The sequence below is a fragment of the Paenibacillus sp. FSL R5-0810 genome (assembly GCF_038002285.1).
Lineage (GTDB): Bacteria > Bacillota > Bacilli > Paenibacillales > Paenibacillaceae > Paenibacillus_AQ > Paenibacillus_AQ lactis.
In genome coordinates, this window is the sequence record NZ_JBBOCF010000001.1 from 5,203,338 (window position 1) to 5,217,140 (window position 13,803).

Consider the following 13,803-nt stretch of genomic DNA (forward strand, 5'->3'; position numbering starts at 1 on the left):
GTAGTGTATGATGGATGTGTAGATTGCACGGAGACGCCGATAACCTATCGTGAATGGAGACGATCAGAGATGGATGACTTCGGGAAGGTCTGGGAAGAGGAGATCAAGCGGGCAGCCGATGAGGCTTACGAGAAGGAAATGGATGAAATCAACCGCCAACTGAAGCAGGAAATCCTCATTGCGCTGATTGGCGACGTGAATACGGGCAAGTCCTCAACCATGAATCGGATCGTGGGTGAAGAGGTGGCGGGCGTCGGGGCCGAGCCCGGCGAAACGACGGTGATTCATCCGCATAAATATAAGGACAATATATCTTTCATTGATACACCCGGGTTGAATGATGTGAATACCGCCAATTCGGAAGTGACCTTGAATTACTATAAACAGGCGGATATGGTGCTGTTCTTTCTGAACGCTGCAGGCACCGTCTTCTCGGAGGCGGAGAAGAGGTCGTTTGAGAAAATTCAAGGCGTCAACTCGAACATCCTGATCGTGCTGAACAAAATTGACGCCGCGGATGAAATCGACCGCCTGGTGGCGCGTATCCGGAAGGAGACCGGAGGGCGCTATGAGGTTGTGCCGGTGTCTTCTCGGACGGGCGAGAACATCGACCGGCTGCGGAGCAGCATTCTGGAGATGCTTAAAAAAAAGTCTAAAGACATCCTTTTTGCCAAAAGCATCAAGGAAAAGTCGGCGACCGCCAACGGGTGGATCATCGGAGCCTCGATCTCGGCAGGAGCAGTAGGCGCATCCCCCATTCCAGGATCGGATATCATTCCGATTACCGGCATTCAAGTGAGTCTCCTTACCCGGCTCGCGGTGCTGTACAATAAGCCGATCAGCAAGGAGACGGCGAAGGAGCTCGTCATTGCCACGATATTCGGGAATATCGGGAAGAGCATTTTCCGGCAGATCGTGAAGGTATTCCCTGGCGCTGGATCGGTCGCCGGAGCGACGGTCGCGGGGGCTACAACCCTGGCGCTGGGATATGCTGTGAAATATGCTTACGAGCACAACATCCAGATCAATACGGCGAATATTACAAAGCTCTATAAGAAATTCAGGGAGAAGGCCGAGACGGAATCGGAATCCAATTCCGAGTCGAAGTAAGCAAGCCGATGTCGAATGCATACCACTTTAAACGGATGGAATAGAAAAAGGGGCCTTCGGCCCCCAATCGTAGCTGCGTCAAAGCAGCGATATTTATCTTTGATTTACTTCGTGGCAGCCTCATGATCGGCTTTGGCCTGCTCCAGCATCGATTTCCAATCCGGAAAATCGGTTTCTCTTGAAACGTGACGGTCAAACAGTTCGTCCGGAATGTTATCGATATCTTCATGCGTTTCCACTTGGAAGTTACCTTTTACGACAAAATCCCCAAAGCTGTTATGGGATGAATGTTTACGCATAAACGATTCATTGAACAGCTTTTCCAGAGAGATGTTATCCGGATCCTCCTGTACCGATTTTTGTCCTTGCAATTCCTTCAACAGATCATCAAACGACATGGGCTTTTGCTTTCTCAGAGTACCACTCCTATAAATTAATATTTGTGTTCAGTATAACATACCCGGAATTCTTATAAACATGGTAGACTTTCCGGAAGGCTGGTTACCCCGTTATCTTCTTAACAAGGAAGACCAGGTTTGCTCCAGCCAGCTGTCGAATTCGTCTCCTTTGTCACCCTCGTACGTATCATAGATATCAATTCTCATCTTTTTTAGCTTGTCTTTGAAGTCTTCATACTTGTGGTCACGGGGAAGGCTTTTTTTGATGCGCAGCAGCACCTTAGAAACGTCTTTCATCAGCTCGCCTTTTCGTCTTTCGGGCATCTGCACGTCCTCACCAAAGGCCCGGAGTTTATGATAGGCTGCTTCCCTTACCTGGTGAACCGCATCCGTATTCAGTCTATGCAGCAAAATATCGATGGATTTCTGATTTTTCCAATTTCCCAGCTCTTCAACGGCGTTTAACCGTTCTCTCCAATTGGCGTTCCGGTTAGCGGAGCTTTTCAGCTCTTCATAATTCGACGGCACGTCCGTCAAAACCTCTTGATTGTCCAATCCGTTCATCTCCTTCATAGGTGGTATCAGGGGGCTCCTAAAACCATATGTTCATTATGGGGTACCTTTATGCTTACTGGCGTCCGCTGCATTGTCCGCCTGCTTGGTCCCTTTACTGGTATAAGGTTTGGGTTTACTCTTGGCTCTTCTCGCGCTGGCATCCCATCGGCTCCAACCTTTCTTGCCTGTGCCTCGGCCTGTTCCGCCCTTGCCCTTGGATTTACTCAACCCATCACTCCGTTACGATATATTCTTGTCCCTATATGCTGATTCTTTACCAGCCCTGTTGAAATATACACTGTATTGGACCATATGTATAGGATAGAACGGAAATAAACCTAAGAATCGAAATATATATGGATGGAATCCAAGCATTGATATAGTCTAGGGACTTCTTCGGTTGACTAATTTTTCCCAGCATGTTATCTTATTTTTGAACTGACCAGTCAGAACAAGAGACGTTGAACTGAAATTTGTGTGAAAGGGCAGAACCCATTGTGAGCAAAGAAAAAATTATCCAAGCAGCCATAGAAGTATTCTCCGAGAACGGATACCACCGCGCAAGCATGGACGAGATTGCCGCCCGCGCTCAGGTTGCCAAGGGAACGCTGTACTACAACTTCCCGGGCAAATCCCAGCTCTTCAAGACGGTCGTCAAGCAGGGCTTCGAGGATATTATGCGGCGGACCGAAGCGGATCTGAATTCCCCGCTGCCGATCAAAGAGATGATTATGCGGACCATCCGTCATCATCTGGATCTGTTTCTGGAATCCCGGCATTTTTCCCATATCGTATTCAATGAGATCTCGAACGGCATTGAGCAGGATGTCCTGGAAGAGCTGAAGGAGCTGAAGCGGACGCATATCGGTTTTCTGGCGAAGATCATTGAGGATGGCAAGTGTGAAGAGAATCTGTTCCGCGATGTCGATGCCAACCTGGCTGCAGTCAGCATGATCGGCACATTGGAGAGCGTATGTAATTATTATTTGAATCATCAAGAAGCCTATACCCGCGAAGACCTGGAGCAGTTTGTGTTCACGGTCATTACCCAAGGCCTGTTTATATCGGTTGAATAAACTCGGCCTTCTTTTTTTACATGTGTTTAACTGACCAGTCAGTTCAAATTCGATGAGGAAAGCGAAGGTGTTAAGCATGGAATGGAATAAGAACGGTTTACTCCCGCTGGAATGGTTCCGCCAGATGCGGACGGAATCTCCGGTGGGTGCAATTGATGGTAGCGGAGCCTGGAACGTATTTAAATACGAGGACGTCAAAGCGGTCTTCACCAACTATGAGGTCTTCTCTTCCCAAGGCTCGCCTTCTTCGGAGGACCCGATCGAGTCCAGCCTGCTCCGGCAGGATCCGCCGAAGCACCGACAGCTTCGGAGACTGGTCTCCCATGCGTTTACGCCGCGGATGATCGAGTCACTTGCTCCCAAGATTGAGGAGATCACGAAGTCCCTGCTGGATGAAGCGGAGAAGAAGGGGAAGATGGACATCGTGGCGGATTTAGCGAGTCCGCTCCCGATCGTCGTCATCGCCGAGATGCTAGGCGTATCGCTGGAATACCGGGAACGCTTCAAGGCTTGGTCAGATGCGTTGGTTGGCGATAATTACGAAGCGTATATCCAGTGCCAGCGCGAGATGAGCGAGTACTTCTCGGTCATCGCGGAGGACCGGCGCCGCCATCCGCAGGATGACCTGATTACGAAGCTGGTGGAAGCCCGTATCGATAATGAGTCTCTGACCGAGCTTGAAATCATCGGCTTCTGCATCCTCCTGCTGGTCGCCGGCAATGAGACGACAACGAATTTGATCTCCTCTGCCGTTCTGGCCATCGATAGCTTGCCGGAGGTGCGGGCAGAGCTTCTCGCGGACCGATCGCTCATCCCGGGCGCACTGGAGGAAGTATTCCGTTATTTCTCGCCGGTACAGGTGATGTTCCGCCGCGTGAAGCAGGAGACGGAACTGGGCGGGAAGACGCTGAGGGAGAACGAGCATGTGTATATTTGGATGGCCTCCGCCAATCATGACGAGGCGGTGTTCGAGCGTCCGGACGTATTCAATATTCACCGAAATCCGAATCCGCATCTTGGACTCGGAAGCGGCATCCATTATTGCCTCGGCTCTCAGCTCGCGCGGATGGAGTCCCGCATTGCGATTGAGGCGCTGCTGGAGCGCTTCCCGGAGTATCGGCGCGACCGCTCGGCCCCGCTTTCCCGGATGGATAGCACGATGATGTTTGCGCTAAAGGAGCTGCCTGTCATTTTGCGCTGAGGGGACGGGGGAGGCTTCAAGTTAAAGCACAGCGGGAGAACTGGCTCAAGCATAAGGGTTCTCGGAAGGACTGTACATGGAAGAGGGGTACCGGAGGCTGTGTATTCAAAATGGGGAGATCGTGTGTGTTCAAATGAAGTGTGCGGGGTAGTTCTGATGTTTACATCAGAAAGGCCGACTGCATCAGCTTCTTGTAACGACAATGAACAGCAACTGAAAATAACGATGGATGGGAGAGCCGCGGGTTGCGGTTCTTTTTCTTTTCATGCGTAGGTGGAAACGACAGGCTTCGTACGGGAGGGAGGTAAGACGGCGTCTTTCTTTCCGTGCAGAGGTTACAATGGTAGAATGAACGTCAGAACAGCAAAGATAAGGAGCGAAATCATCGCCATGAATATACAGATCGTATGCGTAGGCAAGCTGAAGGAGAAGTATCTGGTGCAGGGCATTGCGGAATACAGCAAGCGTCTTGCGCCATATGTGCGCCTGTCGGTGCACGAGGTGCCTGACGAGAAAGCGCCGGAAAACATGAGCGAGGCGGAGATGCGTCAAGTGCAGGAGAAGGAGGGTGCGGGCATTCTCGGCTACATCAAGCAGGACGCCCATGTGATCGCGCTCGCGATCGGCGGCCAGCTGTGGTCCAGCGAGGATCTGGCCGCCCATATCGACAAGCTGGGCACCTACGGTACCAGCACCGTTGCCTTCGTGATCGGCGGCTCGAACGGTCTCTCCGAGGCCGTGCTGAAACGCGCCCAAACGAAGCTCAGCTTCGGGCGTATGACCTTGCCTCACCAGCTGATGAGGCTGGTGTTGGTGGAGCAGATTTACCGGGCGGTGAAGATTAATCGGGGGGAACCATACCATAAGTGACGGCAAGTTATTAAATATGCCCCCCTTTAAGTAAGGAGGTTTAATAAATAAACAGGCTACTTGCAGAGGAGCATACCAGTTATCGTGGATGCCGAATTTTTTGGTGTCCTTTACAAGGGTTTTACCACATCATCTGAATCAGTGGAGTAAGCTAGCTCTTTCTGTGCTTCCAGAGCGGCCAGTCTGTCCAGCAGGGCTGCCCGGATTTGCTCATAGGCGTCACTGCCCAGCGCCATACGTATCGGACCCTCTCCCTGGTCGACACGACGGATAATCTGCTGCGCCATTTTATCCGGATCGCCGACAACCATTTGATTGAACATGCTCATATCTATACTAGGCAGTTCTCCCTTCATCAGGCTGACGAATTGGCCCGCCTCCGTATCCCGGTATTCGTCCATCCGCTCGCCGAATACGGCGTTGCTTGTAATGAAATTCGTTCGGATTCCGCCGGGCTCCACCATAGTGGTCTTAATATTAAACGGAGCAACTTCCTTAGCTAGCGCTTCAAAGGCTCCTTCGACCGCCCATTTCGAAGAGCAATACAGTCCCATACCCGGAATAGAATAATGACCCGCCATACTCGAAATCTGTACCATGTGACCGCCGCCCTGCTTACGGAAAAAGGGCAGGATTGCACGCGCCACACGTAGGGAGCCAAGTACATTGGTCATAAACTGATGCTCAATTTGCCTGTCGCTTGCTTCTTCCACTGCGCCATACAAGCCATAGGCTGCATTATTGACAAACACGTCGATCGTGCCCAGTTCTAAAAATGCACGCTCCACCACTTCAGCAATTTGCTGAGAGTTTGTCAGATCTAAATTAGCCTGCCAAAGCCCAGAGCCATACTGTGCCTGCAGATCATCCAGCACCCCCGGCTTGCGTACCGTTGCGGCTACACGATCCCCTCTATCCAGCAACCGGCGAGTTATACATGAACCCAAGCCTCCTGATGCTCCTGTAATAAACCAAGTTTGCATGCTAAACACCCTCCAATCGTTGTCATCCACCGAATTATACAAACAACTAGAGGGAGCTAGCCACAGCACGTCTATTCTATTAATAGGAGTAACAGTCTACGGTAGCTGCCTGTCCTGCTCAAGTAAACGAAATAATCTCTCTTCCGTACCTGAACCGGGCACCGGAACAAAGAAACACCAGTGCAGTCCCGGGTCATTATCGATTACAGCCGCGGAATGGAGCTCAAACTCCATCTCCTGTGCGTCAGGAACACGGAATAAAGCGGTGGCTACGCGTTTTTGTTTGATTTCATATAGTTCCCAGAAATGCACGAATTCCGGGCTTTCCCGCCTCAAGCGTTCGAATCGTTCCATATATAACGGGTTGTTCTTGTAAAGATCGAAGCCTGCCCGCAGAACAGCTACAGCGTAACGGGCAAAGCCTTCCCAATTCACCAGTCTGTTGCGGTAATCCGGCTTTAAAAACATAATCTCCATCATATTCCGTTCGTTGTCCGGCAGACTGCCGAAATCGGCTACGATCAGTTCTGCCGCTCGATTCCAGGCGATAATATCCGTACCTTCGTCTGTGATAAAAGAAGGATACTGCAGTTGATTTACGATTTTCTGCAGAACTCCCGTATCCGGCCCACCGTTATTTGGCACTGTGACGACGCTCGCCACATCTCCATTGGCCAGATCGAATAGATGCTTCTGCTCGTCTTCGTCAAGCTGAAGCGCTTTGCTGATACTTAGCAGCACTTCCGGCGAAGGATTAACCTCCTTGCCTTGCTCCAGCCAGGCATAGTAAGTCACGCTTATATTGGCAAGATAAGAGACTTCTTCTCTTCGAAGTCCCGGAGTACGTCTTCGTCCGGGCAGCGGCTGGATCCCTGCCTCTGAAGGCTGTAACCGTTCTCTGCGCGATTTAAGGAAGTCACCCAATGCGGATGGAGAATGATTCTTTTTCAAATGGGTCACCTCTATTTACTTATCTATTTACTCATAGGGTAGATGCAGATTGCTAGTACCAAATGGACCAAAAGAACGTTATATATGATTATTATAATCTCTGTTGAATGCCGTTTCTACAAAAGAGAACCATAACGAGTACAGAGGCTGTTAATCCCGCTAATAGTATAAACATGATGTGGTTGACTTCTCCCCACCGACAGTACAATGAAGATAATTTACGTCAGAGACGCTTAAATAGGAGGTTGGCTTCTTGAACAAATATATATATCGAAATAAGCTGGCAGTAGTCACTGGTGCTTCATCTGGAATCGGGAAAGCGTATGCCAAAGAACTGGCGGCACGAGGCTGTCATGTTGTTCTGGCAGCGCGCTCCAAGGACAAACTGGATGCAATGGCAAGGGAAATCAACCGCCAGTACGGCGTGCAGGCTTATGCGCTCGCTTGCGATTTGTCCAAAGCGAATGCCCCGCGTCAGCTGGCCGAACAAATACTCGAACTGGGCTTGTCGGTCGATATTCTCATCAACAACGCAGGCGTTGGCACTTATGGCCGTTTCGAGGAAATAGACCCGAAGCGCGAGCAGGAGGAGATTCTGTTGAATACGGCTGCGTTAGTCGATCTTACGCATCGGCTGCTGCCCGATATGCTGAGGAGAAAGGATGGAGTCATCGTTAACGTAGCTTCGATGGCTGCGTTCATGCCTTGTGCATATTCTGCAGTTTATGGGGGTACCAAAGCATTTGTATTGTCCTTCTCTGAGGCGCTATGGGCGGAGACGCGCGGGCGTGGTATTCGCGTGCTCGCACTATGCCCGGGTGCAACAGAGACGGGATTTTTCGATGCGGTCGGCAGCGAGGAGATGGGAGCAGGTCAGAAGCTCTCGACCCCGGAAAAGGTTGTACAGGCCGGATTTCGCGGAATTGACCAGGGGCGCAGCTATATCATCGATGGCCGTAGCAATTACTTTATGGCTCTAATGATCCGACTTTTCAGCAGGCGCAGGGTGGCTTTGATCATGGAACGTATGTCAAAACCAAAAAGGCACTGATAGCGGGATCCGGTTCTTGACTTAGAGTCTCGATGCACTTGAAGATCACCAACAGTAAATCATATAGATATCATCTAACAATAAAACTCTTCATGGAGACTGGTCTTTCCAAGAAGAGTTTTTCGCCGTTAGGCCTGTTAAGCTGTGAAGCCAAAGGGCGTTCGCTTACGAAACAATGCATTTAGTTCGCTAATTCCGCATTCCTCCATTCGAATAGATCTCCTGCTCTTCCCGTGATGCAATGCATATGTTTTTCAATCGCCCTCCGTCATCGGTGACCTACTCGATCAGTCCGGCTGCAAGCAGTCCGTGAATAAGTGGATAAAGCCCCCCCTTGAATAACTTGCCGGCTTCGTACGTTACAATTGGAAAACAAGACTTTCCTAGCGTTTTATACCCGTAAATATTCTTTTTCATCATTTCAAGGTCGAAGATGTTATTATTTTTGATGCTGCTGTCACAAAAGGAGCTGCATTGGTGTTTTAAGAGTGTAGGCAGGAGGGGGTAAGTTTTTGGATAGTCATTACAGAGAGTATAAATCGAACTCAGAAGAAATTGAGATGCTGGTTGAAAGGACTAAGCTTGGTGATAAGGAAGCTTTCGCTTCAATTATTAAAAACTTTGAAAAACCAATGTATATCTATTGTTACCATATGCTCAAAAGCAAGGAAGAAGCCGAGGACGCTCTACAAGAAATATTTATTAAGGTGTATGAACAGATACATAAGTATCGTCCAAATATGAGTTTTTCGGCATGGCTGTACAAAATTGCCTACAATTACAGTCTGAATCAAATCAGGAGCAAAAAAAGGTGGTTTCGTTTTATAGATCGTTATAAATATGATCAGCCTGAAACCCCGACTCAGCAAATAGACAGTCAAACGACACTGAAGGATTATCTAAATTTACTGACTGCCGAAGAGAGACATATATTAGTTCTCCGGGCGATTCATCGATATAACTTCAACGAGATTAGTGAAATCATGAATATGAAACCGGCAACCGTGCGCAAAAAGTATGAACGCCTTCGCAAAAAACTGCAGACGAAGGAAGTTAATGAAGGAGGAACAGTGAATGCGTCGATCACCTAATCCATCTAAAATCGCAAGTATTCACCAAGTGGAGCAAATGATTCGGGATACGGAGACGCCAGAGTACAGCATGAGTCAACAGATTGTCGAAAAACTTGAATCCAAAAGCATGCCACCACAAAAACCGATCTTCACAAGAAGAGTGGGTGTCATCGCAGCGGCGTTGGTTGCTTTTTGTGTGTCTCTAACTCCTGTCATGGCTCAAGCCATAGAGCGGCTATCTTTGCTTGAATATATTAATCCGTTTGCCAAAGAAATGAAAAGTAGTCCAAATGAGAAGGTGGATACCATTTATTCACGAGATTTGGATGGGAATAAGAAATTTCATACGGGGATGATTCCCTTTGAGGACATTGAGGACCAGGAGTTTAAAAGCCAGCTGCAAAAGGTTTGGGATGAGATTTTCCCTCAAGGAGAAGGAATTAATGATGTGATTATGTACGAATATAAACCGAACACATTTCACATAGAGGCGCGAAACGACAATAATTCCATCGAATTTGACCAAGGTAAATGGTATTATGCGCAGCAAACGATTGAAGAGGAGCAGGTTCCAGATGCAACAAAGGATGCAGCGGACCAAGCTTTTCATAAAGTTGGGGATTTTAAAGAAAGTGAACGGTCAGTAAATCAAATGATCTTAAGACCCGATCAAAATCCGGTGTATAAGTTCGTGTATCGTACACACAAGGGTTCTATCCTCATTGATGTACAAAAAAATACGAATCAGATCACAAGGGTTGTAGCTTTTCCGCTGTCGGATCAACTTAATCGATTGGATGATAAAAATAAATATCATGACTTAGTTGAGAAAACAAAAGCAATTGAGCTGGACAAGATTCATGAGGAAGCAGTGAAGCAAGCCAAAGCATGGATGAATTTGGATTTGGCTGATTATAACGTATCCAAACTTGAATCACGGTTTGATACATTAACGTTCACAAAAGAGGGTTCTCCAGACGTGACTGCGTTGTTCACCTCTAAAGGAACGATCTATTCTATTAAAATTGAGCTAAAGCAGTTATCTAAAAAAGGTACGGACTAATCAGAAGGTGCAGGGATTATCTGGATTAAAATCTCAAGCGGCATTGCCTGGCAAGTTGAAGGTGCTGCTGCTCGGTCTAAGGCAGAGAGAGGGGGTGATGACTACTGTTCTTCTATAGATTCATTTTAACGTGACTGAAGCATTCAATTAACAAGCTGTGGGTAAGCAAATATAAAAATAAAGGAGTTTATTCGTATGAACAAAAAGATAATTTTTCCTATCATCGGAGCAGCCTTGTTATCAGGAAGTCTGCTTGGATATGATACACCGATTCAAGCCAATTCGCATAACAACGAGAATGTGAACATTAAGCAAAATGCTAAATCTGAGCAAACGCTTATGCAAAAGGCCCAGGATAAGCTTAAAGAATTGACAGGAAATACGTATACGTTGATTCAAGGAACTGCTGCAAAAGAATCTATCCATTTAAAAAGAGAGAACTTCAAGGACGATATCATCGCCTATAAAGCTAACGGAAAGCTCGAAACGATCAGTATTAAAATCAATTATGAAGATTTAAACGGTGGAAAATATCAAACCAAACTGAAGGAATCGTGGGAAGCTTTGTTCCCAGGGGAAGAACCGAAGTATGTGAATATCTCAGAGTCAATCTACTATGTGGGCACCATCTCATCGAATGCTATGCAAAATAAGCAAATTTATATGCAAGAGAATGGCGAGGCTTATGGCGTAAATTATGCTCCTGACGATGCCCCGGCAAGCGTGCAGAAGGAGGCTGATCTTGTTCTGTCCAAGCTTACCGATGGAAAGGTCAAGCAGGGTGCTAGGTTGGATCGTATGTATGTCCTTGATGGCAAACCCAATGTGTATCAATATAAGTATAAATCAAAAACGATGAACGTGACCTTTGCCATTGAAGAACAAACTCTGGAACTGCTCCAAGCTGACGTAAATCATACCGATGGTAAAGGGGTAGACAGTTATGAAGAATTCCAGAAAAGAGAAAAAGAAAAAAGTGAAAAGATTAAGAAGTTGACGTTAGACACTTTGATGAAGAACGCAGTGAAAGACGCAAAAACGATGTTAAACCTGGATTTGAAAGGGTATAAGGCAGCAAGAGGAGCGAATGCATGGGATGAGAATTATATGACGTTCACCAAAGAAGGGGCTCCTTCAGTTACTGCTAGATATAATAAAGACGGATCGTTTAGCAGCTTTACCATTGATAAGTATAATCAGACAATCGATTTTTACGGAATGACCATCGCAGGTCCCCCAAATGAAGAACTCAAATTGTTGATTGACTGATATGTATGGAAAAGCAGCTTGGAGATGCACTTAAATTTCAGTATAACCATGAGGCAGCCAAAGAAAGGAATTCATCGATATGAACAAAAAGAAAATTTTCCCTATACTCGGGGTAGCCTTATTATCAGGAAGTTTGCTGGGATGCCAAACACCTGTTCAGGCAGATTCGCCCAACAAAGTAAATATCAATGCTTCACAGAATGTTAAGGCGGATCAGAAGCTTATGCAGCAGGCTCAGGATAAACTGAAAGAGCTAACAGGAAATACCTATAAGTTAATTCAGGGAACAGCCATGAAAGATTTGGTGAGTTTTAAAAGAGAGAATTTCAAATATGATGTTATTACTTATAAAAAGAATGGAAAGCTTGAAAGCATCAATATTAACGTCAACTATGAAGATTTAAATGGCGGAAAATATCAAACTGAGCTGGGGAAAACGTGGGAAGCTTTGTTCCCAGGGGAAGCACCAAAGTATGTGAGTATCTCAGAGTCAAACTACAGTGTGGGCGCGATCTCATCGAATGCCAAGCAAAATAAACAAGTTTATATGACAGAGAAGGAGCAGGCTCATGGTGTGAATTATGCTCCTGACGATGCCCCTGCAAGCGTGGAGAAGAAGGCTGCTCAGGTATTATCCAAGCTTACCAATGGAAAGGTCAAGCAGGGGGCTAAGTTGGATCGTGTGTTTGTCCGTGATGGCAAACCGAATGTGTATCAATATAAGTATAAATCCAAAACGATGAATGCGAGCTTTGCCATTGAAGAAAAAACGCTGGAACTGCTTCAAGCAGGCGTATATCAGAGTAATGGTAAAAGCATAGATAATTACAAAGAATTCCAAAAGAAAGAAAAAGAAAAAGATGCAAAGATCAAGAAGCTGACATTGGATACATTAATGAAGAATGCAGTGAAAGACGCAAAAACGATGTTAAATCTGGATTTGAAAGGATATAAGGGAGCAAGAGGAACAAATGCATGGGACAAGGATCAAATGACGTTCACCAAAAAAGGGGCTCCCACAGTCATTGCCACAGTGGATGCAGACGGATCGTTTAACGAATTTATAGTAGAGAAGTATGGTCAGCATCTCAGTTTCGACGGAAACACGATCGTAGGGCCTGCAAATGAGGGACCAAAATTATTAATCAACTAATTCTAAATGTGGAAATCTTGACGCGGTGATTTTATCAGGCAGCTTTCTCAAAATGAGTTCGGTACTGTACCGGGCTCATTTTTTATTTTTGGCTTCATCCAGCATTTGATTTGCGTATTCCATCTGTGATAAAAGATCTGGGTCATACCCTTGAATTTATGCCAATTTCCTATCCTTCATAAATTTAGTCATAAAAAAATGCACCTGCATTATTTCATCTTTGCCTGATTTTTCGATCCAATCTCTGGATTTCTATGAGAGAATATAGAATGATGGGGTGAATGAAATGAACGGAATAGTAAAGATATTGGTCGTAGAAGATGATAATGAAATAAATAAATTACTGTGCGAAATTATAGCCAATAGTGGTTATGTTCCGCAGCCGGCTTATTCCGGCACAGAGGCTTTGTTGTATTTGGCGAATAAGCAGGAGTGGAGCATGGTCCTGCTCGATCTGATGCTTCCCGGTCGAAGCGGCGAAGAAATCCTTGAACAGTTAGGACCGGATCGACAACTGCCGGTTATCATTATATCGGCCAAAGGGGAACAGCAGACAAAAGTCGCCGTTTTACGAATGGGAGCGGACGACTACATTACAAAACCATTTGATGTTGAAGAGGTATCGGCAAGAATCGACATCCATCTTGGCAGATATCGACGTGTCGCGCAGCCCGATCCGATCCGGCAATTGACGTACAAGGATATTCTGCTGAACATAGATACGAAGACGGTATCGGTCAACGGTTCCGATGTGATCCTGACCGCGAGGGAATTTGCGGTGCTTGAACTCTTAATGTCTTATCCCAAGAAAGTATATACGAAGCAGAATCTATTTGAAGCGGCGTGGGGAGACGCTTACTTGGGGGAGGACAATACGATTACCGTACATGTGAGCAATTTAAGAAAAAAATTGGCCCAGGCAAACCCGGAGGCCGAGTATATTGAGACGATCTGGGGAATGGGGTATCGACTGAAAGGATGAATTAATAGTTTCTTAATAGTTTATTTAATCTTCTATTAGGATTTGATGATTAGTATGATGTTCATCAG

Annotated in this window: 15 protein-coding genes; 10 read left to right on the forward strand and 5 right to left on the reverse strand. The window is 46.6% G+C overall.

All coding sequences use genetic code 11. From position 1 onward, the window contains the following. Nucleotides 1–69 precede the first annotated feature (69 nt). Complete coding sequence (locus tag MKX76_RS23125) at nucleotides 70–1,110, forward strand: GTPase (RefSeq protein ID WP_007129185.1); 1,041 nt, start codon at nucleotides 70–72, stop codon at nucleotides 1,108–1,110. A 104-nt stretch (nucleotides 1,111–1,214) separates the two neighbouring features. On the opposite strand, the gene MKX76_RS23130 is transcribed toward MKX76_RS23125, so the two are convergent. The 3 genes from MKX76_RS23130 to MKX76_RS23140 all read right to left on the reverse strand — a co-directional run bounded on the left by MKX76_RS23130 (nucleotide 1,215) and on the right by MKX76_RS23140 (nucleotide 2,291). Further along, a complete protein-coding gene (locus MKX76_RS23130; RefSeq protein ID WP_007129184.1) occupies nucleotides 1,215–1,508 on the reverse strand; it encodes a hypothetical protein in 294 nt (97 codons plus the stop codon). Nucleotides 1,509–1,619: 111 nt separating this feature from the next. After that, the gene (locus MKX76_RS23135; protein ID WP_007129183.1) at nucleotides 1,620–2,063 is read right to left on the reverse strand and encodes a HEAT repeat domain-containing protein; all 444 of its coding nucleotides are present in this window, start codon (nucleotides 2,061–2,063) and stop codon (nucleotides 1,620–1,622) included. Between the two features lie 54 nt (nucleotides 2,064–2,117). Then, nucleotides 2,118–2,291: a DUF3934 family protein gene (locus MKX76_RS23140; RefSeq protein ID WP_083832603.1), complete on the reverse strand. Its 174-nt coding sequence runs from the start codon at nucleotides 2,289–2,291 to the stop codon at nucleotides 2,118–2,120. A 269-nt stretch (nucleotides 2,292–2,560) separates the two neighbouring features. On the opposite strand from MKX76_RS23140, the gene MKX76_RS23145 reads away from it, so the two are divergent. From MKX76_RS23145 to rlmH, 3 genes are all read left to right on the forward strand, one after another. Next, nucleotides 2,561–3,139, forward strand: coding sequence for a TetR/AcrR family transcriptional regulator (locus MKX76_RS23145; protein WP_007129182.1), 579 nt, complete (start codon nucleotides 2,561–2,563; stop codon nucleotides 3,137–3,139). Between the two features lie 76 nt (nucleotides 3,140–3,215). Then, nucleotides 3,216–4,340, forward strand: coding sequence for a cytochrome P450 (locus tag MKX76_RS23150; RefSeq protein ID WP_251535890.1), 1,125 nt, complete (start codon nucleotides 3,216–3,218; stop codon nucleotides 4,338–4,340). Between the two features lie 390 nt (nucleotides 4,341–4,730). Then, nucleotides 4,731–5,210 (forward strand): 23S rRNA (pseudouridine(1915)-N(3))-methyltransferase RlmH, encoded by a 480-nt coding sequence (gene rlmH, locus MKX76_RS23155; protein WP_251535889.1) that lies wholly within the window; start codon nucleotides 4,731–4,733, stop codon nucleotides 5,208–5,210. A 110-nt stretch (nucleotides 5,211–5,320) separates the two neighbouring features. Here the strand turns inward: rlmH and MKX76_RS23160 are convergent, their stop codons facing one another. Both MKX76_RS23160 and MKX76_RS23165 read right to left on the reverse strand, forming a co-directional pair. Continuing rightward, entirely contained in the window at nucleotides 5,321–6,193 is an 873-nt protein-coding gene (locus MKX76_RS23160; RefSeq protein ID WP_251535888.1) for an SDR family oxidoreductase, read from the reverse strand. 96 nt (nucleotides 6,194–6,289) lie between these two features. Beyond that, nucleotides 6,290–7,144: a helix-turn-helix transcriptional regulator gene (locus tag MKX76_RS23165; RefSeq protein WP_285852493.1), complete on the reverse strand. Its 855-nt coding sequence runs from the start codon at nucleotides 7,142–7,144 to the stop codon at nucleotides 6,290–6,292. A gap of 253 nt (nucleotides 7,145–7,397) precedes the next feature. Here MKX76_RS23165 and MKX76_RS23170 point away from each other — a divergent pair, with 253 nt between their 5' ends. From MKX76_RS23170 to MKX76_RS23195, 6 genes are all read left to right on the forward strand, one after another. Next, nucleotides 7,398–8,195: an SDR family NAD(P)-dependent oxidoreductase gene (locus tag MKX76_RS23170; protein ID WP_251535886.1), complete on the forward strand. Its 798-nt coding sequence runs from the start codon at nucleotides 7,398–7,400 to the stop codon at nucleotides 8,193–8,195. Nucleotides 8,196–8,707: 512 nt separating this feature from the next. Then, nucleotides 8,708–9,286, forward strand: a complete 579-nt coding sequence (locus MKX76_RS23175) for an RNA polymerase sigma factor (protein WP_251535885.1) — start codon at nucleotides 8,708–8,710, stop codon at nucleotides 9,284–9,286. Beyond that, entirely contained in the window at nucleotides 9,270–10,331 is a 1,062-nt protein-coding gene (locus MKX76_RS23180; protein ID WP_251535884.1) for a hypothetical protein, read from the forward strand. The genes MKX76_RS23175 and MKX76_RS23180 overlap by 17 nt, the downstream gene beginning before the upstream one ends. 195 nt (nucleotides 10,332–10,526) lie before the next feature. Next, nucleotides 10,527–11,600 carry a hypothetical protein gene (locus tag MKX76_RS23185; protein WP_007129164.1) on the forward strand — a complete coding sequence of 358 codons (1,074 nt, stop codon included), beginning with the start codon at nucleotides 10,527–10,529 and terminating at the stop codon, nucleotides 11,598–11,600. 79 nt (nucleotides 11,601–11,679) lie between these two features. Beyond that, nucleotides 11,680–12,753, forward strand: coding sequence for a hypothetical protein (locus MKX76_RS23190; RefSeq protein ID WP_007129163.1), 1,074 nt, complete (start codon nucleotides 11,680–11,682; stop codon nucleotides 12,751–12,753). Between the two features lie 286 nt (nucleotides 12,754–13,039). Further along, nucleotides 13,040–13,735, forward strand: coding sequence for a response regulator transcription factor (locus MKX76_RS23195; RefSeq protein ID WP_040738336.1), 696 nt, complete (start codon nucleotides 13,040–13,042; stop codon nucleotides 13,733–13,735). Nucleotides 13,736–13,803: the final 68 nt, after the last annotated feature.

What these genes read in the sequence shown, in the direction of transcription:
- MKX76_RS23180 (WP_251535884.1), top strand. Translation starts at nt 9,270, where the DNA reads ATGCGTCGATCACCTAATCCATCTAAAATCGCAAGTATTCACCAAGTG.
- MKX76_RS23195 (WP_040738336.1), top strand. Translation starts at nt 13,040, where the DNA reads ATGAACGGAATAGTAAAGATATTGGTCGTAGAAGATGATAATGAAATA.
- MKX76_RS23190 (WP_007129163.1), top strand. Translation starts at nt 11,680, where the DNA reads ATGAACAAAAAGAAAATTTTCCCTATACTCGGGGTAGCCTTATTATCA.
- MKX76_RS23185 (WP_007129164.1), top strand. Translation starts at nt 10,527, where the DNA reads ATGAACAAAAAGATAATTTTTCCTATCATCGGAGCAGCCTTGTTATCA.
- MKX76_RS23130 (WP_007129184.1), bottom strand. Translation starts at nt 1,508, where the DNA reads ATGTCGTTTGATGATCTGTTGAAGGAATTGCAAGGACAAAAATCGGTA.
- MKX76_RS23160 (WP_251535888.1), bottom strand. Translation starts at nt 6,193, where the DNA reads ATGCAAACTTGGTTTATTACAGGAGCATCAGGAGGCTTGGGTTCATGT.
- MKX76_RS23125 (WP_007129185.1), top strand. Translation starts at nt 70, where the DNA reads ATGGATGACTTCGGGAAGGTCTGGGAAGAGGAGATCAAGCGGGCAGCC.
- rlmH (WP_251535889.1), top strand. Translation starts at nt 4,731, where the DNA reads ATGAATATACAGATCGTATGCGTAGGCAAGCTGAAGGAGAAGTATCTG.
- MKX76_RS23150 (WP_251535890.1), top strand. Translation starts at nt 3,216, where the DNA reads ATGGAATGGAATAAGAACGGTTTACTCCCGCTGGAATGGTTCCGCCAG.